Source organism: Paenibacillus nanensis (assembly GCF_003583765.1).
Lineage (GTDB): Bacteria > Bacillota > Bacilli > Paenibacillales > Paenibacillaceae > Pristimantibacillus > Pristimantibacillus nanensis.
Map to the genome: position 1 here is coordinate 83,013 of NZ_QXQA01000018.1, position 19,231 is coordinate 102,243.

At 55.0% G+C, this 19,231-nt stretch carries 22 protein-coding genes; 13 read left to right on the plus strand and 9 right to left on the minus strand.

Features of this window, described 5'->3' with window-relative positions; all coding sequences use genetic code 11:
- Positions 1–138 precede the first annotated feature (138 nt).
- Positions 139–966 carry a bifunctional hydroxymethylpyrimidine kinase/phosphomethylpyrimidine kinase gene (gene thiD / locus D3P08_RS22745; RefSeq protein WP_119602418.1) on the minus strand — a complete coding sequence of 276 codons (828 nt, stop codon included), beginning with the start codon at positions 964–966 and terminating at the stop codon, positions 139–141.
- 166 nt (positions 967–1,132) lie between these two features.
- Between thiD and D3P08_RS22750 the strand changes: the two genes are divergently transcribed.
- Complete coding sequence (locus D3P08_RS22750; protein ID WP_119602419.1) at positions 1,133–1,684, plus strand: CYTH domain-containing protein; 552 nt, start codon at positions 1,133–1,135, stop codon at positions 1,682–1,684.
- Between the two features lie 129 nt (positions 1,685–1,813).
- Here D3P08_RS22750 and D3P08_RS22755 read toward each other — a convergent pair whose 3' ends face one another.
- On the minus strand, positions 1,814–2,590 hold the full coding sequence (locus tag D3P08_RS22755) for a hypothetical protein (protein WP_147381841.1): 777 nt from the start codon (positions 2,588–2,590) through the stop codon (positions 1,814–1,816).
- Between D3P08_RS22755 and D3P08_RS22760 the strand changes: the two genes are divergently transcribed.
- Positions 2,589–3,359, plus strand: a complete 771-nt coding sequence (locus D3P08_RS22760) for an AAA family ATPase (RefSeq protein WP_119602421.1) — start codon at positions 2,589–2,591, stop codon at positions 3,357–3,359. The two genes, D3P08_RS22755 and D3P08_RS22760, sit on opposite strands and share 2 nt — an antisense overlap.
- Before the next feature lie 125 nt (positions 3,360–3,484).
- Here the strand turns inward: D3P08_RS22760 and D3P08_RS22765 are convergent, their stop codons facing one another.
- Together D3P08_RS22765 and D3P08_RS22770 are read right to left on the minus strand one after the other, a co-directional pair.
- Positions 3,485–4,282 carry a Nif3-like dinuclear metal center hexameric protein gene (locus tag D3P08_RS22765; protein WP_119602422.1) on the minus strand — a complete coding sequence of 266 codons (798 nt, stop codon included), beginning with the start codon at positions 4,280–4,282 and terminating at the stop codon, positions 3,485–3,487.
- Between the two features lie 32 nt (positions 4,283–4,314).
- The gene (locus D3P08_RS22770) at positions 4,315–5,721 is read right to left on the minus strand and encodes a DUF5808 domain-containing protein (RefSeq protein ID WP_119602423.1); all 1,407 of its coding nucleotides are present in this window, start codon (positions 5,719–5,721) and stop codon (positions 4,315–4,317) included.
- Positions 5,722–5,812: 91 nt separating this feature from the next.
- On the opposite strand from D3P08_RS22770, the gene D3P08_RS22775 reads away from it, so the two are divergent.
- Positions 5,813–6,811, plus strand: coding sequence for a Gfo/Idh/MocA family protein (locus D3P08_RS22775; RefSeq protein ID WP_119602424.1), 999 nt, complete (start codon positions 5,813–5,815; stop codon positions 6,809–6,811).
- Between the two features lie 23 nt (positions 6,812–6,834).
- On the plus strand, positions 6,835–7,536 hold the full coding sequence (locus D3P08_RS22780; RefSeq protein WP_119602425.1) for a DUF4085 family protein: 702 nt from the start codon (positions 6,835–6,837) through the stop codon (positions 7,534–7,536).
- Here the strand turns inward: D3P08_RS22780 and D3P08_RS22785 are convergent.
- Positions 7,533–8,507, minus strand: coding sequence for an aldo/keto reductase (locus D3P08_RS22785; protein WP_119602472.1), 975 nt, complete (start codon positions 8,505–8,507; stop codon positions 7,533–7,535). The genes D3P08_RS22780 and D3P08_RS22785 overlap by 4 nt on opposite strands.
- Positions 8,508–8,639: 132 nt before the next feature.
- On the opposite strand from D3P08_RS22785, the gene D3P08_RS22790 reads away from it, so the two are divergent.
- The 7 genes from D3P08_RS22790 (at position 8,640) to D3P08_RS22820 (ending at position 14,331) form a co-directional block, all read left to right on the plus strand.
- Complete coding sequence (locus D3P08_RS22790; RefSeq protein WP_119602426.1) at positions 8,640–9,629, plus strand: lipoate--protein ligase; 990 nt, start codon at positions 8,640–8,642, stop codon at positions 9,627–9,629.
- 167 nt (positions 9,630–9,796) lie between these two features.
- Complete coding sequence (locus D3P08_RS22795) at positions 9,797–10,960, plus strand: MFS transporter (protein WP_420819055.1); 1,164 nt, start codon at positions 9,797–9,799, stop codon at positions 10,958–10,960.
- Positions 10,961–11,228: 268 nt separating this feature from the next.
- The gene (locus tag D3P08_RS22800) at positions 11,229–11,441 is read left to right on the plus strand and encodes a hypothetical protein (protein ID WP_119602428.1); all 213 of its coding nucleotides are present in this window, start codon (positions 11,229–11,231) and stop codon (positions 11,439–11,441) included.
- Positions 11,442–11,468: 27 nt separating this feature from the next.
- The gene (locus D3P08_RS22805) at positions 11,469–12,119 is read left to right on the plus strand and encodes a hypothetical protein (RefSeq protein ID WP_338068740.1); all 651 of its coding nucleotides are present in this window, start codon (positions 11,469–11,471) and stop codon (positions 12,117–12,119) included.
- On the plus strand, positions 12,116–13,309 hold the full coding sequence (locus tag D3P08_RS22810) for a glutathionylspermidine synthase family protein (RefSeq protein ID WP_119602429.1): 1,194 nt from the start codon (positions 12,116–12,118) through the stop codon (positions 13,307–13,309). The genes D3P08_RS22805 and D3P08_RS22810 overlap by 4 nt, the downstream gene beginning before the upstream one ends.
- Positions 13,310–13,942, plus strand: coding sequence for a hypothetical protein (locus D3P08_RS22815; RefSeq protein WP_119602430.1), 633 nt, complete (start codon positions 13,310–13,312; stop codon positions 13,940–13,942).
- The gene (locus D3P08_RS22820; RefSeq protein WP_119602431.1) at positions 13,939–14,331 is read left to right on the plus strand and encodes a DUF350 domain-containing protein; all 393 of its coding nucleotides are present in this window, start codon (positions 13,939–13,941) and stop codon (positions 14,329–14,331) included. Before D3P08_RS22815 ends, D3P08_RS22820 begins: the two co-directional genes overlap by 4 nt.
- 645 nt (positions 14,332–14,976) lie before the next feature.
- On the opposite strand, the gene D3P08_RS22825 is transcribed toward D3P08_RS22820, so the two are convergent.
- Entirely contained in the window at positions 14,977–15,498 is a 522-nt protein-coding gene (locus D3P08_RS22825) for a DUF4178 domain-containing protein (protein ID WP_119602432.1), read from the minus strand.
- A 9-nt stretch (positions 15,499–15,507) separates the two neighbouring features.
- On the minus strand, positions 15,508–16,179 hold the full coding sequence (locus tag D3P08_RS22830; protein ID WP_119602433.1) for a PspA/IM30 family protein: 672 nt from the start codon (positions 16,177–16,179) through the stop codon (positions 15,508–15,510).
- 97 nt (positions 16,180–16,276) lie between these two features.
- On the opposite strand from D3P08_RS22830, the gene D3P08_RS22835 reads away from it, so the two are divergent.
- Entirely contained in the window at positions 16,277–17,293 is a 1,017-nt protein-coding gene (locus D3P08_RS22835; RefSeq protein WP_119602434.1) for a potassium channel family protein, read from the plus strand.
- 79 nt (positions 17,294–17,372) lie between these two features.
- Here the strand turns inward: D3P08_RS22835 and D3P08_RS22840 are convergent, their stop codons facing one another.
- Together D3P08_RS22840 and D3P08_RS22845 are read right to left on the minus strand one after the other, a co-directional pair.
- Positions 17,373–17,717, minus strand: coding sequence for a hypothetical protein (locus tag D3P08_RS22840; RefSeq protein WP_119602435.1), 345 nt, complete (start codon positions 17,715–17,717; stop codon positions 17,373–17,375).
- Positions 17,718–17,731: 14 nt separating this feature from the next.
- On the minus strand, positions 17,732–18,151 hold the full coding sequence (locus tag D3P08_RS22845) for a hypothetical protein (protein ID WP_119602436.1): 420 nt from the start codon (positions 18,149–18,151) through the stop codon (positions 17,732–17,734).
- A 270-nt stretch (positions 18,152–18,421) separates the two neighbouring features.
- On the opposite strand from D3P08_RS22845, the gene speD reads away from it, so the two are divergent.
- The gene (gene speD / locus D3P08_RS22850) at positions 18,422–19,222 is read left to right on the plus strand and encodes an adenosylmethionine decarboxylase (protein ID WP_119602437.1); all 801 of its coding nucleotides are present in this window, start codon (positions 18,422–18,424) and stop codon (positions 19,220–19,222) included.
- The last annotated feature ends 9 nt before the right edge of the window (positions 19,223–19,231 follow it).

The following is a 19,231-nucleotide window of genomic DNA, read 5'->3' on the forward strand; positions in this document are numbered from 1 at the left end:
TGGAGAAGGGCCGCCTACACTTTGCCCGGTGCTAGAAGAACCGACGAACTCACGGTCAGGCGTCAAATAGACCGTCAAACTCACTGCTTTAACGGGCAGGGAGGATGACGGTCCTTTTTTTGTGAGGTTGCGAGCGGATTATTGTTTTGTCGTGCTGCGGTAGGCAAAATGATTGGTCGGCCCTTGCCCCGCGCCGATGCCCAGGGAATGCGCGATGGCGGCGTGGATGAAGGCTTCGGCGAGGTCAACCGCATCCGGAAGCTCGAGTCCTCGGGCGAGCCCGGCCGTAATTGCTGCCGATAAGGTGCAGCCAGTTCCATGCGTGTGCCGGGTATCGAGCCGTTTATTCTCCCAGAAGCGGAAGCTGCGGCCGTCATAAAGCATGTCGATGACAAGGTCCTGCGTCGAAGGATCGTGACCGCCTTTCAGCAGCACGCCTCTAGCGCCCATTTGGCAGAGCCGGCGGGCCGCTTCTTCTCTGTCGCTTAACGTGACGATGCTCATTCCTGTCAGCTCCTCGGCTTCGGGAATGTTCGGCGTGACGAGGGCTGATAGCGGGAGAAGCTTATTCGTAAGCGTGCTTACGGCTTCTTGCCGGAGCAGAGCCGAGCCGCCTTTGGCGATCATGACGGGATCGATGACGAGGTTGCGCCAGCCGTATCGGACAACACACTCCGCTGCCGCTTCAATAATGGAGGCGTCGACGAGCATGCCCGTCTTAACCGCGTCGGGCGGCAGGTCGTCGCCGATTGCCTGCAGCTGAGCTTGAACGGCTTGTTCGTTCATTGGGTAGACGGCATGTACGCCCAGCGTGTTCTGGGCTGTCACTGCGGTGACCACGGACATGCCATAGACGCCGAGCTCCTGAAAGGTTTTCAGATCGGCTTGGATGCCCGCGCCGCCGCCGCTGTCTGAGCCCGCTATCGTTAACGCTTTTCGTATGGTTGGTGCTGGTGCTGGTGTCATGCTTTTTGTCCGCTCCTATTATTTTATTGGATCGAAAGTAACTGTTGCTCCTATTGTAGCAGGACGGTCCCTTATGCGGCATCGTTTTTTAAAGCAACAAGTTGAATCCTCACGCCTAATTTGGTAGGTTGAAAACATAAAAGATGCAGAAGGGCAGTGAGTGGACATGGGGATGGAGATTGAACGGAAGTTTTTATTGGCGGAGGACCCTCAGGCGTTAATTGACGCGGAAGAGCTGACAGTGCAATCGGAGCAGCGTATTGAGCAGACCTATCTCGCCATGGACGACAACGAAGAATTGCGGGTCCGCAGGATCGCCGACCTGGCGACCGGGGAAATCAGCTACACGCATACTTTCAAGCGGGGGAACGGCCTGGTGCGCGAAGAGGTGGAGCATGCGATATCGGAGAGCATCTACCAGCAGATCATGGCCGCATTCGGCTTTACGCCGCTAACGAAAAACCGGATTACGGCCGACTGGAACGGCCGCATCGTCGAGATCGACATCTACGACCAGATTAAGCTGTCTGTGCTCGAGGTGGAGTTCGCGTCTATTGAAGAGGCGAATTCGTTCCAAGCGCCGGACTGGTTCGGTGAAGATATCAGCTCCCAGAAGCAGTACAGCAACAAAACCGTCTGGAAGCAGCTGCAAGGCGAGAAATGGCAGCAAAAACAGGACGCCATCAACGGCCCAGACAAGTCTGCGGCGAAGGTTTAATGAGTCGCGGCAGCCGCGCGCGGGGCTTAGCCCGCTGCAATGGCCCAAAACGCCATTGCAGGCCCGCTTGCCGCGGCTTAGCCCGCTGCAATGGCCCAAAACGCCATTGCAAGCCCCGCGCGCCGCGGCTTAGCCCGCTGCAATGGCCGAAAACGCCATTGCAAGCCCCACGCGCCGCGGCTTAGCCCGCAGCAATGGCCAAAAACGCCATTGCAGCCCCGCGTGCCGCGGCTTAGCCCGCAGCAATGGCCAAAAACGCCATTGCAGCCCCGCGCGCCGCGGCTTAGCCCGCAGCAATGGCCAAAAACGCCATTGCAGCCCCGCGCGCCGCGGCTTAACCCGCAGCAATGGCCCAAAACGCCATTGCAAGCCCGCGCGCCGCGGCTTAGCCTGCTGCAATGGCCAAAAATGCCATTGCAAGCCCCGCGCGCCGCGGCTTAGCCCGCAGCAATGGCCCAAAACGCCATTGCAGCCCCGCGCGCCGCGGCTTAGCCCGCAGCAATGGCCCAAAACGCCATTGCAAGCCCGCGCGCCGCGGCTTAGCCCGCTGCAATGGCCCAAAACGCCATTGCAAGCCCGCGCGCCGCGGCTTAGCCCGCTGCAATGGCCCAAAACGCCATTGCAAGCCCGCGCGCCGCGGCTTAGCCCGCAGCAATGGCCCAAAACGCCATTGCAGGCCCGCTTGCCGCGGCTTAGCCCGCTGCAATGGCCCAAAACGCCATTGCAGCTCCGCTTGCCGCGGCTTAGCCAGCAGCAATGGCCCAAAACGCCATTGCAGCCCCGCTCGCCGCGGCTTAGCCCGCAGCAATGGCCCAAAACGCCATTGCAGCCCCGCACGCCGCGGCCAAACCCGTTGCATTGGCCCAAAACGCCATTGCAGGCCCATCTTAAGGAGTGATGACGCATGTCGATCCATGAACCTAGCGGATATTTAAGAAAAATCGCGCTGCTCCGGGACAGCGTGCCGTCCTTCCGGCAATATCCGTTTAACCTAAAGGCGGTGAGAGAGCTCGACGAGCTCGGGTTCCATCCGAAGGTCACGTATCTCATCGGCGAGAACGGGAGCGGCAAGTCGACGCTGATGGAGGCGATTGCGGTAGCCCTTGGCTTCAACCCGGAAGGCGGAACGATCAACTTCGCCTTCCAGACGGCGGAGACCCATTCGGATTTGCACCGCTACTTGAAGCCGGTACGCGGAGCGAGGCGGCCGAGGGACGGCTTCTTTTTCCGGGCGGAGAGCTACTATAATCTCGCCACTTATATTGATGAGCTGGACCAAGAGCCTTCCCCCTCGCCGCGGCTTATCGACTCCTACGGCAGCAAATCGCTTCATCAGCAGTCGCACGGCGAATCCTTTTTCGCAACCTTTCTTCACCGGTTCAGCGGCAACGGCCTCTATATTTTGGACGAGCCCGAGGCGGCGCTATCGCCGGCGAGGCAGCTGTCGCTCCTTGCGCGCATGCATGATCTCATTCAGGATCATTCCCAATTTATAATCGCCACCCATTCGCCGATTTTGATGGCGTACCCGGATTCCGTCATTTATGAGCTTACGGAGGATGGCATCCGAACGACGACTTGGGAGGAGACGGAGCATTATGTCATAACGAAGCAATTCCTCAATAACCGCGACCGCATGCTCCGCGATCTGCTGGTGGACGAGGATGAGGACTAAAAAAAGCAGCGGATAGCAGCGCCGTCGAAGCGCCGAGACATCCGCTGCCTGTATGAGGGTTCTCCGCTTTTTTAGCGCCGAGACATCCGCTGCCTGTATGAAGGCTTTCCGCTTTTTTATAACCGTTACATGCGCGTCACTGCCGCCGGGGAGTCGATAAATTGCACCGGCAAGTCAGGAAACGCTGCGCGCAGGACTTCCATGACGGTCGTCATGCCGGCTTCCTCGCTCTTCTGATGGCCGGTTAGGATAAGCGCTTTTGCCATCCCCATATCGATTGCGTCCCGCACATATTCGTTCGTTTCCCATTCGCTGGTTTCGCCCGCGATCAGCAGGTCAACGCCGTTCCTGCCAATCGCCTGCATTTGCGCGCGGCCTCCCGGCGCTCCCGGCAGTAGCGCGAGCCGTTTTACCGGCATTTCGGGATTGCCGGCCACCTGAACGCTGTCGAGCTGCAGCTTGCTTTTCAAATGCTGGACAACGGTGCCCACCGTATGACTCTCCTCATCCGGCAGCGAAAGAAGCTTTGGATTGTCGGCGTCCGCAAAGGACTCCCATTCCAGCTTTCGCAGCATCCCTATCAAAATGCCGTCCGGCCGATACCGGTGAATATAGTCATGCAGACGAAAAATCGCGATGCCCGATTCCTCGATAAGCTTGCGCTTCTTCGCATAGACCGGATCTTCGGAAAACCAGCTGCTGTCGTCCAAATGGTTAAAATAGGTCGGTTCATGCGTAACGAGCAGATCGGCTCCGGCTTCAACCGCTTGTCGAATAACGGTGTAAGTCGCCGTAAACGCGACGGCCGCCTTGCCTACTTGAGCATCGAGCCGTCCGCTCTTTAATGTGTCGACCGTAGATTCCAGACGCAGCCCTGCAGGTTCGATCAGCTTTTCGATAACCTCTTGCACCGTTCGTGACATGTCACAAAGCCTCCCTGACTAAAATGACTAGCTTATTCGGTCGCGTTCTCGCCCGATATTCCGGTCTTCTCTGCTAGCTCCTCATACAGCTCCCGAGTGCGGGCGGGATCTTCTTCGTTGTATACGACATACAGCTCATCGAGCTTGATGATGATGAACGGCGGCGCTTGCTTGAACACATACAGCTTGGCCTTGCCCAGATCCGTCAGAGAGAAATTGCCCCGCGCGTAGGTGGACGTCGCCATGCCGTTCGTCCGGAAGCCGGTCGGCAAAGCATCCTCAAGCGTAAGCTCCTCAACGTCCGACAGCTCGAAGCTGTACGGATATTCGCTGCTCTCGATTTTTACGGTGCCCGCGTCATCGATTAATAGCTTCGGAGGGTGGGCATCCGCACGAACGATGTTCACCATGAGAGGGATGAGGGTGGCCGCAATAATGACAAACAGGCCATAATGCAATCTTCTCCCCGTTTTGGTCGCGAGATTAAACGTCATGCCGCCGCCGATCCGTTTCTGCACCCAAACCGACGAATCGTCCGGATTATAATAAGCGAGGCCATGCCGCCAATGCATATCGTTGTCCGCCTCAAAGCTGACGCCGTCTGTGCTGCCGTAGCGGTACTCCAAATCTTTTATTACGTTATGGACATAAAAGACGCCGAACAGCGGCGCAAGCGAAACCATGGCGATGCCGCCGAGCCACATGCCAAGGCCGATCATCGTACCTTCGGACAGCACGTTATAGGCGATCGTCGCGTTCATCACCTCGAATATGGCAAGCGTCAGCCAGAACATCGACCAGTATCGCCTGGCGGCTTGCTGAATAGCCGCATTCGGCACGGGGTTCCGGCTGTAAGCGCGCGGCTTGCCGTGGGTAAAGGTAATCGAAATCAGCAGCGTTACGCCGGTCATAAGCAGGGCGGCAGCGCCGGTCAGCCGCAGCAGAGGATCGCCATTTTGCAGCGAGATGATGATGAGCGGCACGCATATTAACGCGGGTACGATAAACCAGTAGGGCGACCAAGGCTTCAGTCCGGTCATATGCTCGATTTCTTTTTTAATCGAAACCTGTCGGGTCTCGCCGGTAAACCAGCCGTTCTCCCGTTTCAGGACAGTTGCCTTGTGATGGAATTGTTTAAATGGTACTGTGGAAGAAGCGAGCACCGCGCCAAGCCATATAAAAAAATAGATAAAAGCAAGAGAGAAATAGTCGCTTAATGCCAGAAGCGGCACCAGCGCGGCGCATGCGGCGAAGGCGAATCTGACGTAGGCTTTGCGGTACTCTTTCTTCAGCGCTGTGAGCCGGGGGTCGTCCAATGCAGCTTCCGGCAGCGTCACGCCGAATAGAAGCCCTTTTTTCGGTTTGGATTGCGTCCAGAAAAGAGCCAGTACCGCCGCGCAAACGATAATTGCGGGTATGAGCAAAATGAGCGTGTCCAATGTTTAACCTCCCCAAATCTATCGTCAGCCATTTTCGCCCAATATAATATAGAAGAATTGCTTTTGTCAAAGAGAGAAGGAGAGGATCAACATGACAACCACGACAAAAATCAGATTTGGCCTTATCGGCACGAACTGGATTACAGAGAGATTCCTAGCGGGAGCCCGGCTGCACGAGCAGTTTGAGCTGGCGGCGGTCTATTCCCGTACCGAAGAGAAGGCGCGGGAGTTCGCGGACAAACACGGCATTCCGCATCGGTACACGGATTTAGAAGCGATGTTCGGCAGCGGCGTAATCGACGCGGTCTATATCGCCAGCCCGAACAGCCTCCACGCTCCGCATGCGATTGCGGCGATGAATCGCGGCATACATGTGCTGTGCGAGAAGCCGGCGGCTTCCAATGCCAGAGAGATGAGAGAGATGATAGAGACGGCAAAACGCACGGATACGCTGCTTATGCAGGCGGTGAAGTCGACGCTGATGCCGGGCTTTAAAGCGATTCAGGACAATCTGGAGAAAGCAGGGACGGTGCGGCGGTATTTTGCGAGCTTCTGCCAATACTCCTCCCGTTACGACGCGTACAAGGCCGGCCAAGTGCTGAACGCGTTCAAGCCCGAGCTGTCGAACGGCTCGCTCATGGATATCGGAATCTATTGCATCTACCCGGCGGTCGCGCTGTTTGGCAAGCCGAATTCGGTGAAGGCGCAAGGCTACATGCTGGAGTCCGGCGTAGACGGAGAGGGAAGCCTTATTCTTGGTTACGACACAATGGATGCGGTGCTGATGCATTCGAAAATCACGCATTCCTTCCTGCCGAACGAAATTCAAGGCGAGCTCGGCAGCTTGTATATCGACAAGATCAGCGAGCCGACGAGCATTACGTTCCAAACGCGCGACGGCAAGGTCGAAGATCTGTCCCGGCCGACGATTGAGGAAACGATGTATTACGAGCTGGATGAGTTTATTCAGCTGCTGAACCGGGGTCTTCGCGAATCCAGCATCAATTCACATGAGACATCTCTTATCACGATGGAAATTATGGACGAGGCCCGCAGACAGATGGGACTCCGGTTTCCTGCAGACGAATAACGCCTCAAAAGGGAGGACGGACCATGATCATGCGGTACTTTACATGGGAACGTTACGAAAAAATGCAGGTGCGGGGCTGCCTTACTTTTCACGAGACCGAAGAGGACCTGCTGGCGGATAAGCAGTGGTATGCGAAGGAAGGGCTCAACTTCGAGGAAAGACAGCTGGAAAGCTACAAGTGGATGGAGCCGCTCATTGAGCGGTTTATCCCCGAAGAGCTGAAGGCGGCGATCGCGCGCGGAGAAGGCGATTTGTTAGGGATTCATATGCCTGCTCCAGCGTTCCGGGCGAAGGTAGAGGCTTGGCGAAGCGAGCTTGAACGCGATTGGGAGAATGCCCGCAACAGCTATTGGGAGCGGTACAAGGCGATTGAAAGCAGGCTGCCGGATTGCCGCGACAAGCTTCATATGCTGCACGACTCGATTGTGCTGGACGTTAAGGCGGATGAAACGGCAAAAAGCATCGAGCTTCGGCTGAATGCCAGCGGCTCGATGCTAGTCCATAAACGGATCTTACTGCGGTTTCGCGATGTCTCCGGGCATCATCTGACGCAGGTGGAAGCCGGCGACTGGTGGCTATACGAAGAGCTTGATGCGGGCGAGGACGGCAGCTTCGAGCTGCGCGCGCTTCTGGATACGCAGAAGCCTGGCCGCGCTTTTAGCGAGCTGTCCATTACGGCAAGAAGCGTAGACTATATCATCGAAGAAGCCGCACCTAGCCTCTAGGACAGCCGGTACAGCGCGAACGGTTCGCCCTGCTTGAACGGCAGGCTGATCTCATCGAGCCGCTGCAAAGCTGCCGCATCCAGTTTCAGCTCCACGCTGGTTAGATTGCTCTGGATTTGCTCCGGCCGCGTAGCGCCGACGATGACGGTCGATACGGCCGGCTGCGCCATCAGCCAGGCGAGCGACAGCGCGCTTGGCGTGCAGTCAAGCTCCGCCGCGAGCCCGCTTACCTGGCGCGACAGCTCGATCGTCCGTTCGCCGAGGAATCGCCGGAAGCCGGGATCGGTGTCCGCTCTCGAGCCCTCCGGCGCGTCCTCGGCGGAAGCGTATTTGCCCGTCAGAATGCCGCCGGCCAGCGGGAAATACGGAATAATACCGAGCCCTTGGTCTAAACACATCGGGATCAGCTCCCGCTCCGGCGTCCGGTCCGCCAACGAGTAGCTGGTCTGCATGGACGCGTAACGGTTAAGTCCTAGTCGGTCGCTGATGCCTACAGCCTTCATCAGCTCCCAAGCGTAGTAGTTGGATGCGCCAATATAGCGGACTTTGCCGGAGCGCACCATGTCGTCGAGCGTGCGAAGCGTTTCTTCAAGCGGCGTTTCAGGATCGAACGTATGAATTTGATAAAGATCGACATAGTCGGTATTTAACCGTTTTAAGCTGCCTTCAAGCTCGGCCATCAGATGGCGGCGCGACGACCCGCGATCATAGGGACCGGCTCCGCGGGGCAAGCCTGCCTTGGTGGTGAGGACAGCCTCATGTCTTCGTCCCTTCAGCGCCTCTCCGATAATCCGCTCCGATTCCGTGCCCGCGTAGATGTTAGCCGTATCAATGAACGTCACGCCGGCATCTAATGCGCTATGTATGACAGCTGTAGACGTCGCGGCATCCGCGCGCTTGCCGAACGCGTTCGTTCCGAGGCCAAGCGCGGACACTTGAAGTCCGCTGCTTCCCAGACGGCGGTATTCCATGGGTGCCAACTCCTTTTCGCTTTTTACGATCATTTTACTCCTCTTGCCAGACAGATGCCAGACAGTTGAATATGCCCGAATCGGAAGAGTATAATCACCCTAACAGACACAGGAGCTTGAGGAGGAATACGCATGCGTTTTGTCAGCAATAACGGCAATACGGACCCTACGCTTAATTTGGCGCTCGAGGAATATATTCTTCGGTCGCTTCCGGATGACGATTACTTGCTCTTTTATATCAATGAACCATCCATCATTATCGGCAAAAACCAAAACACCGCTGAAGAAATCAACGCGGAGTACGTGGAGGCGAATAAGCTTCACGTCGTGCGCAGGCTGTCAGGCGGCGGCGCCGTGTACCACGATCTCGGCAATTTGAATTTCAGTTTTATTATGAAGGATGACGGCAGCTCGTTCCATAATTTCAGAAAGTTTACGGAGCCTGTTGTGAAGGCGCTTCGCAAGCTTGGGGTGGAAGCGGAGCTGTCCGGACGCAACGATCTTCAAGTCGGCGAACGCAAAATATCCGGCAACGCGCAGTTCCACACGAAAGGCAAAATGTTCAGCCACGGCACGCTGCTGTTCGATTCGGAGATCGAAAACGTGGTCTCCGCGCTGAAGGTGAACGCCGAGAAATACGTCTCCAAATCAACGAAATCGATTCGCAGCCGCGTCGCGAACATCTCGGAGTTTTTGCCGGAGCCGATGACGATTGAGCAGTTCCGGCAGACACTGCTGCAGTCGCTATTCGAAGGCGAGGACGAGATTCCCTATTACGAGCTCACGGAGCAAGACTGGGAGCATGTGCGCAAGCTTGCCGATGAACGCTACCGCAGCTGGGAATGGAATTATGGCCGTTCCCCTGCTTTCAACGTGCAGCACCGGTCGCGGATTGAAGGAGCCGGCACGTTCGACGTCAGGCTTCAAGTGGAAGAGGGAGTGATTACCGAAGCTGCGATTTTCGGCGATTATTTCGGAAGAGGCGACAGCAGCGAGGTTGCGGCTAAGCTTGTCGGCACGCGCTATGACGCGCCTTCGCTTCGCGAGCTGACGGAAACGATCGATCTTCCGTATTACTTCGGTCCTGTAACGAAGGAGCAATGGCTGGAGCTGCTGCTGTAAAGAGTTGTTGTGACTGCCTATTAGTGAGATGAGAGGAGAAGCCGACATGCTGATTCCTAGACCGCCTTGTTAATTCTGAGCCGACTTACCCCGGGCCCAGTCTCGTGCCCCGCCTTATCACTCGATTGAATCGGAACCACTAGCCATCAATCGAGAGGGGCATGAACGTGCAAAATATTTGGAAGCTTTACGTGATCCGCTTTTTTTACCATCTGATCCCGGCCTATGTGATCGAAAGGCTGTATTGGGAAGAAAGAGGCATGACCGTTCCGATGGTCGTTGCGACGGAGATTCTGTATGCCGTCACCATCGTGCTGCTGGAGGTCCCTTCCGGCATTATGGCCGACAAATGGGGAAGGAAACGGTTGATTGTCCTATCCGCGTTTCTCGGCTGTCTGGAATTTCTGATTCTCGTGTTCGCGTCGCAGTTCTGGCATTTTGCGCTGGTTGTCTTTTTGGCGGCAATCGGCAGCTCGGCGGCCAGCGGAGCGGAGAATGCGCTCTTGTACGACTCGCTTCGAAGCGAAGGGAAGGAGGCTGCATTCGAAAAAATCGTCGGACGCCTGAACGCCGTGGACGTCGTCTCCATTATGCTCGCCGCTCTCAGCGGAAGTCTGCTTGCGGGGAAATTCGGGTTCACCTTCAATTATTGGCTGTCCTTGGGGAGCATGATCATTGCAACCGCCGTCACGTTGCTGCTCAAGGAACCGGAGCGCGGGAATATCGGAGAGGACCAAGGGTCGATCCCTTTCAAAACCTACATCACGGAGGCGATACGCTTTTTCCGGAATCACCCGGGCGTCTATGCCGTTATTTTGACGGGAATGGCGATCGGCGCCGCCATTACGTATGTGGATGAGTTCTGGCAGCTGTATCTCGCTCTTCTCGGCATCCCGACAGCGGCCTTCGGCATCTTTTCCGCGGGATTGTTTGTGACGAGGCTTCCGGGAAGCTTGCTGGCCTATAAACTAAAGGGTGTCATGAGCATGCGCGCCATCCTATTGACCGTTATGACAGTGACGGCGATTGGTTACGTCTATATCGCATCGGTAGACAATTGGACCGGGCTGATTGCCTTGTTCCTCATCTGCATGGCAGCGGGAGTCGTGGAGCCGCTGGCTTCCGGCTACCTGCATCATCGGATCGATTCCTCCATGCGGGCTACGATCGACTCGTTTCAATCGCTGGGCTTAAACGCCGCCCTTATCATGGTTGGGGCAGGCTTCGGCTATTTCGCCGCCCGTCTCGGACTGCTCGGGGGCTTCGGCTTTCTCGCAGCGTTTGTGATCGTGTTTTTAGGTTTTTTCGCGGCGAGATCGAGAGCTGTTTAGCTGCCGGCGACCGCAAGCATTGCCCGTCACGTCTCTGACGCCAGAGGCGTGACGGGCTTTTTGATTTTTGTGAATGAAGGGAATTATTGGTATACATTTTCGGATACGTACAAGATTTCAGCTCCGGGAAACGATGTTTTCGCCGGGGTTTTTCTTATTTTAGCAGTCATAGTCGTCAAACAAATTCTTCCTTGCCTATGAAACGAATGTAACAGTCGGGCCGTAATACGTTATAATCTGATTTGGATAGAAAGAAAGGATGATAAGCATGGAGCAGGGGATGACCGTTGTTTTGCTGGAAAAAACCGCGAGCGGAGCGCTGCAGCAGATTGAGGAAAGAACGTGGTCGAGGACGATGATTACAGCGCTTGAGCATGTGAACTATATCGTGGTTGGGGATCGGGAATACGAGACGGTTGAAGGCCGTTTAAACGTGGATTTAGGCCGGCTCGAGCTGCTGCTTGTCCCTATACATTCTTAAATGACGGATGGAAAGGTGGAATGCATCTTGACTCATGAGGACAAAAAACAGCCGTCGTCGCCTAAGCTGTTTACTTCGGACGGGAAGCCGCTCCGCGTGTTATCCACGTCACTAGGCGTAGCGCTGCTCGCCAATGCCGTGCTCAGCACCGGCGTCTCCGCAACGAGCGGGGGGACGGCCGGCAGCGAGGAGCCGAAGCTGGTATCGTGGTCGACGGAGGAAGTAAAGGCTTATTTTGATAAAAATGTGGATTGGAGTCTGCCGCTTGAAATCGCGCCGGAACCGACCGAGGAACCGGACAATAGCGGCTCGGCCGGAACAGGCGGCGGCACAACCGTCGTCCACCATTACGGCGGATTCGGATGGGATGACCTGCTGCTTTATCATCTATTGTTCAACTCAGGCTCCAGCTATTCGTCTTCCAGCTATTATAAGAGCCGCCCGGCTTATTACACGAAAACCAAAAGCACGTATTCGCCGGTGACGTATTCGAGCAGCACGTTCCAGAATAAGCAGGTTGCGGGCTCGACCGTGCGTCCCAAAACCTCCTCTTCCACAGGCTCGGTTACAAGACGGTCGACTTCCTCCAGTCCGGGAAGCATCGGCGGCAAATCGAGCAGCATGAGCTCCTCCAGCAGCAGCAGCTCTAGCAGCAAAAGCAGCGGTTTCGGCGGATGAGCGGCGTATTCGAGGTTATAGCCGCTCCACACCCCGACCGTGACAGCCGGGTTAAGACGCTGGCGGAGCTCGGCTTCACATGGGCCAATATTGGAGAGGAACGGTACTGGATCGATCAAGTGATCGGGATGAACAAAGAGACGTATGACGAGCTGGAGCAAGCTTCAACGGCTTTATGGCAGGTGCTGGACCGGACGGTTCGGTATATTCATGGCAATCATGGACTTTATCATTTAATTGGAATTCCGGAAGTTTTATGGGAAATGCTTGACACGCTGCCGCTTCCTGAAGCGGGACGAATCAGCCGGTACGCGCGGTTTGATTTTGCGATTGATCAGAACGGCACGATAAAGCTGCTGGAGCTCAACGCCGATACGCCGACAGGCTATGTGGAGTCCTCGATCGTTACGCCGTGGATGTGCGAGCAGTACGGCCTTGCTTCGCCCAACCGGGCGATGAAGGAGCTCGTAGCCGAAGCGTGGGCTGTCGAGCGGCCGGATACGGCGGCATGCGTCGCGTACGGAGAGCATTTGGAGGATTCGGGCACCATCGAGGCGCTCGTTAAGCACAGCGGTCTGGATGTGAAATGCTGCGACTGTCTGGAGCTGTATGTCGATGAAGGCGTTCTGAAGGATAGTGAAGGGCGAAGCATACGGAGCCTGTTCGCGTTGTACCCGAAGGAATGGATGGCTGTCGACGATGGCGGCGACGCGCTGGCGTATGCGATCGAGACGGGCGAGCTGACGATATGGAACGGCCCGCACAGCATATTGCTGCAGTCTAAGGGGCTTATGGCTGTTGTGTGGGGCTTATACGAGCTGGGGCAGCTCTATAGCGATTCCGAAAGGGAAATGATCGCGAAGTATATGCTGCCTACTTACAACAAAGCGGTTTTTGAAGGAAGCTTCGTGTCGAAGTCGATGTTCGGGCGCGAGGGCGGTTCGGTGCGCCTGTTCGACGCATCCGGCAGCCTGGAGCTGGAGGATCAGCAAGGGTTCGACACAAGCACACTGTTTCCTACCGTATATCAGAAAAGGGCGGAGCTTGCCCGCATCGACACTTCCGAAGGGGAGCTGCATCTGCTGACCGGGATGTTCGTTATTAACGGGAAGCCGTGCGGGATGCTCGGCAGAGGGGGCGGTCCCATTACGGGGAACGCCAGCCATTTTATCGCGATTGGAGTGAAATAGATGCATAAGAAATTAAAGCGTACGGCTGTCATGGCGGCTTTGGCATTGTCGCTGGCCGCTGGTCTTGTGGGCTGCAGCAGCAATACGCAGTCCGTGTTTCACACCTCCAGTGTTGAGGCGGATACCGGCGCTGTAACCGTGCCATGGGATTACCGCATCGTGGAGTCCGAGGTTGGCGATATCATCGGGAGCGATATGACGCTGCTGCCCGACAACACGCTGCTTCCAAACGATAACAACTATGCGACGGGAGACAAGGTCTGGGTGCTGCAATTTATGGATGCCGAGATGGTGACGGACGCTCAGCAGCGCAATGAAATACGTCTCTCGGCATGGCGCGCGCTCAAGACGTATAAGACGGAGGCCGCCGCTCAAGAGGACATCCAGAAGCTTAAGCTGGAGCTGACGACAGAGCTGGATTTGATCGGTGTTTACAAGACGGAATTTAAAGGCGAGACGCGTAATTTCGCGGTCGTGGAGCTTCCTTCGGGCAACCGGATCAAGCAGCCGATCGACGATGCCAAATATGATGAGCTGTCGAAGGTCAAGACGGTTGACGTGCAGCTGGAAGAGATTCATGATTTTGCGGATTATGACTTAGCGTATGCGAAATTTCGGGGGTGGGCGAATTGACGGTCGTCATTAATGTTGTCGTTAGCGTCATTGTCATTATTGTTCTTCAGTATATTGGAATGCTGATCTTTGCTTTGATGACGCCTTATAAGGATATGGAAGAGCTGAAGAAAGGCAATGTCGCCGTCGGCCTGGCGCTCGGCGGCAAGTTCATTTCGACGGCGCTTATCCTGGGCGTCGCGGCTTATACGAACTCATCCATTTGGTTCATGATGCTGTGGTTCGCGATCGGGTACGTATGTCTGATCGCCGCTTATTGGATTTTTGAGCTGCTCACGCCAAGCTTCAAAATATCGGAGCAGCTTGTCCAAGGCAACGTCGCAGTCGGCATCATGCTGTTCGCGGTATATCTCGGCTTCTCCTTTGCGATCAGCAGCCTGATTATTTAGTAGCGAACGGGCGGGCCCCAATTGGCTGGTTTGTGCCGTGCATGCTGGTTGGGGCTGAGAGGCGGATCGGCGTGGATCGAGCGCTGGCACGCCTGTAATGGTGTTTTACACCGTTGGAGGGCGTGGATTGTGCGGTGGCGCGCCTGCAATGGTGTTTTGCGCCGTTGGAGGGCGTGGATTGTGCGGTGGCGCGCCTGCAATGGTGTTTTGCGCCATTGGAGTATGCGGGACGAGCTGAGGAGCGTCTGCAATGGTGTTTTGCACCATTAGAGGGCGTGGATCGAGCGTTGGCGCGCCTGCAATGGTGTTTTACACCATTGGAGGGCGTGGATTGTGCGGTGGCGCGCCTGTAATGGTGTTTTACGCCATTGGAGGGCGTGGACCGAGCGGTGGCGCGCCTGCAATGGTGTTTTGCACCGTTGGAGGGCGTGGATTGTGCGGTGGCGCGCCTGCAATGGTGTTTTGCACCGTTGGAGGGCGTGGATTGAGCGGCAGCCCGCGTGTAATGGTGTTTTACATCATTGGAGCATGCGGAGTGGGCGGGCAGGGCTGTTAGTCAGCCGCAGCCCGAGCGTGATGCCCCTCACCGCGCCCAGCCCCCTCTAGCGCAAAAAGGACTGTCTCAACAAGAGACAGTCCTTTGATTTATTGCTGCGAGCCGGTGTTGCCCCACAGCACTTCGACGTCGGCGGCGATGATGTCTTCGCCTTCGTAAAGCATGAATCGGCCGTCCAGCCACTCGATGCGAAGCAGCTTGCGGTCGTCCGACTGGAATTGCCAGACCGACTGCTCGCCGCCCCGAGGGAACGGCGTTTTGCCGACGGTGGCGATCCAATCGACGTATTGCTCTTCGAGATGGTAGACTCGCCCGTCGAGCTCCAAGGTCATCGGGACTTCATAGAAGGAGTCCAGCCGGCCGTCGATGGCGGTATATAGCGTATATGCGATGGCTTCGCGGTCTTCGATAAGCAAGTAGCGGATATCCGAGCCGTCCTGCAGCGTGACGAGAGCCGACCTTCTGCGCTGGTTCGAGGTGCGCCCGATGACCTGATAGGTCACCATGGACACCTCGCACACATCGCCGGGGCTTAGCTCGAAGACGCTGCGCTCCGCAATCGGAGGCTCAGGCCGCTTCACGATGCCGCGGACGCGGCTCCAAAGTCCCATGGGCTCCGCCTACTTCTGCTCGTACTGCTTGAGCAGAGCCGCGAGTTCGTCTTCTACGGCTTTGTTTTTGCCCATATTCGCGAACTCCTCATCGATCGATTTGCCTTTTGATGCGGCCAGATCGTTGCTTGCTTCCGCCATCGCCTCGGCTTGCAGCATCTTCTCTTCCATCCGCTTCATGCCCGCAGCCGCGGAGCTGGAGTTAAAGCCGGACATCGCTTTGTTGATTTCCGTTTGCGTCTTGGCAGCCTGGTAACGGGCAACAAGCGTATCGCGCTTGTTTTTCATATCGTTAAGCTGCTTCCTCATCTCATCCAGCTTAGCGCGCAGGTTGTTCGCGAGAAGCTGGTTCTCGGCGTAAGCCTCTTTGTATTCGATCATCTTGCTCTCGACGGCCTGCTTATCTTCGATGACGCGGCGAGCCAAGTCCAGATTGCCTTCCTGCACGGCGACATGCGACTGCTCGATTCGTTTCTGCAGAAGGGCTTCCTGCTCTTCGTACAGTTTCTTAAACTTCTTCTCCAGGGCAATTTGAGAAGCGACAGCTTTCTCCGCGTCCTGCAGGTCCTCCGTCATATCGCGGATATACTGATCGGTCAGCTTGATAGGGTCCTCTGCTTTTTCGATTAGAGCGTACACATTGGATAAGGTTAAATCGCGTAATCTTTTAAACAAAGACATGGATTGACCTCCTAAAATCGGAAATTAAAAACTTATAGATTTCAATACGGCCAGACTCCCGTTTGGTTTCACATTCGAAGGGGAAAGGAGCGAGCTTATGCATTTTCTTAGACTATTGTCCCTAAAGCTAATGCAGCTGAATAAAAAAGCGGCCGCTGTCAGCATTGTCAGTTTTGTCGTGCTGAGCACAACCGTTGCCTTCCTGCTTGAGCCGGATACGTTCGGCAATTGGTTTAACGCCTTATACTGGGTGCTTACGACGATGGCGACCGTCGGCTATGGCGATTATTTCGCGGTGACAATAGCCGGCAAAGTGTTCACGATTTTTCTCTATCTATTCGGTATCGGCATACTCAGCCTTGTGATCGGGAAGGTGATCGAGGCTTTCGCAACGATTCAGCGCATGAGAGGAGAGGGCATGTTGAGCTACAAGGGCGAGGATCATATCATCATTATAAATTGGAGCAAAAAAGCGCAAACGGCTGTTGAGGAAATATTATCGCATCGCCCGGAAATCGGGATCGTCATTGTCGACGAATCGAACCGTCATCCATTGGAGAGCATGCAGCAGGTTCACTTTATAAGCGGCGATCCTGCGGAGGATGAAACATTGGCGAAGGCCGGGATTCAAAAAGCGAAATCCGCCATTATTTTCGCGGACGCCCGAATTGACGAAGCTTCGCTTATTGACGGCAAATCGCTGCTTATTGCTTCAAGCATCGAGCGTCTGGCGCCGCAGGTCCATACGACGGTAGAAATCGTGCAGGAGAAGCATATCCGGAATTTCAGGCATGTACAAGTGAACGAATTTGTGTTGTCCCATGACGCGATTTCCCGATTGGCCGTTCGATCCGCCTTGCAAGAGGGCAATTCGGACGTATTCCGGCAGCTGCTCAGCAGACAATATGGCGACGATATTTATGAAATTCCGGTTAACCGCGCTTGGCGGACATACGGCGACGCCTTCCGGGGGCTGCTGGAGATCGGCGCGACATTGCTCGCAGACCGGAACGATCTTAGCATAAACCGAAAGCTGGATATGGCGATTCCGCCGGACGCGAGGCTATATGCGGTCTGCGACGAGGCGACGTTCAAGCGGATTGACGGTCACTAAGGCCGCCCAATAAAAGAAACCTTTCCTTCAGCGTATGGCGGGATTGCCGACCACGCATTAGGAAAGGTTTCTTTTTCGTTTACCAATTCGAACGCGGCTTTTGAATGGCGTCCGTTTCTTTGTCGATATCGGTCATCATGTCTTTGATGCGTTCCAATGCTTGCTGGAGCTGCTTCTGATGAGCGTCCAGGCGATGCGCGATGGATCGGATCTGCGCTTGAGTCGGGGGCTCGGGAGCGCTTGCAATTTCGATCAGCTCTTTCTCGAGAGCGTCGACGCCGACTAATCCCGTGCTCAGCATCTCGATCCCGAACTTCGCCTTGTTCGCGATGTGATCGATTTTAAGCGCTGTTTCTTTCGCTTGATGGCTGTTCCCCCAGCCGGACATATAATTGGAGCCGACAGGCGGCGTGTAATCACTCATCAGCAGGAGCCTCCTTACTTCTGATATTTATCGGTGATCTCGTCGATCTTGTTCGTCAGCTTGTCGATTTCGTCCGTCAACGTATCGATTTCGTTCGTCAGTTTATCGACGTCTTTAATATTGCGCTGCACTTCATCGATATTTCCTGTAGCCGAAGTCACTTTCGACAACACCTCTTGAGCGATCGAAGTAACCAGAACTTGAACATGGTCCGGAGCGTTTTGACCGATTTGCGCTACCAGTCTATCAAGCAGAGGCTTAATTTGGGACAGCGAGTTTGCTGCGTTTGTCAGCTCGCGGCCGCAAGAATTCAGCTCGGAGTCAATTTTGTCGGAAACGCGGTCGATTTTGGATTGCGTAAGTTGGTCGATTTCCCGAACAACTTTATCGATTTCGTTTGCCATATCGCGTACTGCGCCTTTGCCTACCAGCATTTGCTTCTCCTCCAATAATTATGAAATTATTAATGCTTACCTGATTATAAATCGATATGCCTGTTTTCATCAATCCCGAAAAAGATCTCAGGATCGCTGCTGCCGTGTGCAGCTTTCATGTTGAATACGCAAAATCGGAGGAAAAAGTTGCAATAATCGACAACCATTTAGGGGCCTATGCAATTGACGGGCCGATCTCTTTTGTTGCTTTTTACGGAATTATAGCGGCCGAATTTGGAAATAGTAGGTACGAAAAGCGAGGTGACACCATTGAAGCTAACACCGGAGCAGCGCATCCAGCTGCATGGGTTCAACAATCTGACGAAATCGCTCAGCTTCAATATGTATGACATTTGCTATACGAGGACGAAGGAGGAGAGGGAGGCTTATATTGCGTATATTGACGAGCAATATAACTCCGACCGTTTAACCTCGATCCTGAACCACGTTGCGGAAATTATCGGCGCTCATGTGCTGAATATCGCCAAGCAGGATTATGTGCCGCAAGGCGCAAGCGTCACGATACTAGTATCCGAGGGTCCCGTCATCGAGGTGCCGATGGAATCGTTCGAAGAATCGCCGGGCCCGCTGCCAACGGCTGTAACGATGTCGCTGGACAAAAGCCACATTACGGTGCATACCTATCCGGAATATCATCCCGACGAAGGGATAAGCACGTTCCGCGCGGATATCGACGTGTCCACTTGCGGCGAGATTTCGCCCCTGAAGGCGCTTCGCTATCTGATTCACTCCTTTGATACGGATATTATGATGATCGATTACAAGGTACGGGGTTTTACGCGCGACATTTACGGAAATAAACTGTTTATCGATCATGAGATCAATTCCATTCAGAATTACATTCCGGAAGAGCAGGCTAAGCTGTATGACATGATCGACGTCAATATTTATCAGGAAAATTTGTTTCACACCAAATGCCGTCTAAAAGCATTCGATCTGAACAATTATCTGTTCGGCTATACGAAGGACGCGTTGTCGATCGAGGAGCAGAAGCAGATCACGGATCATTTGAAGCGGGAGATGGACGAAATTTTTTATCACATTACGTAAGGAGGCAGG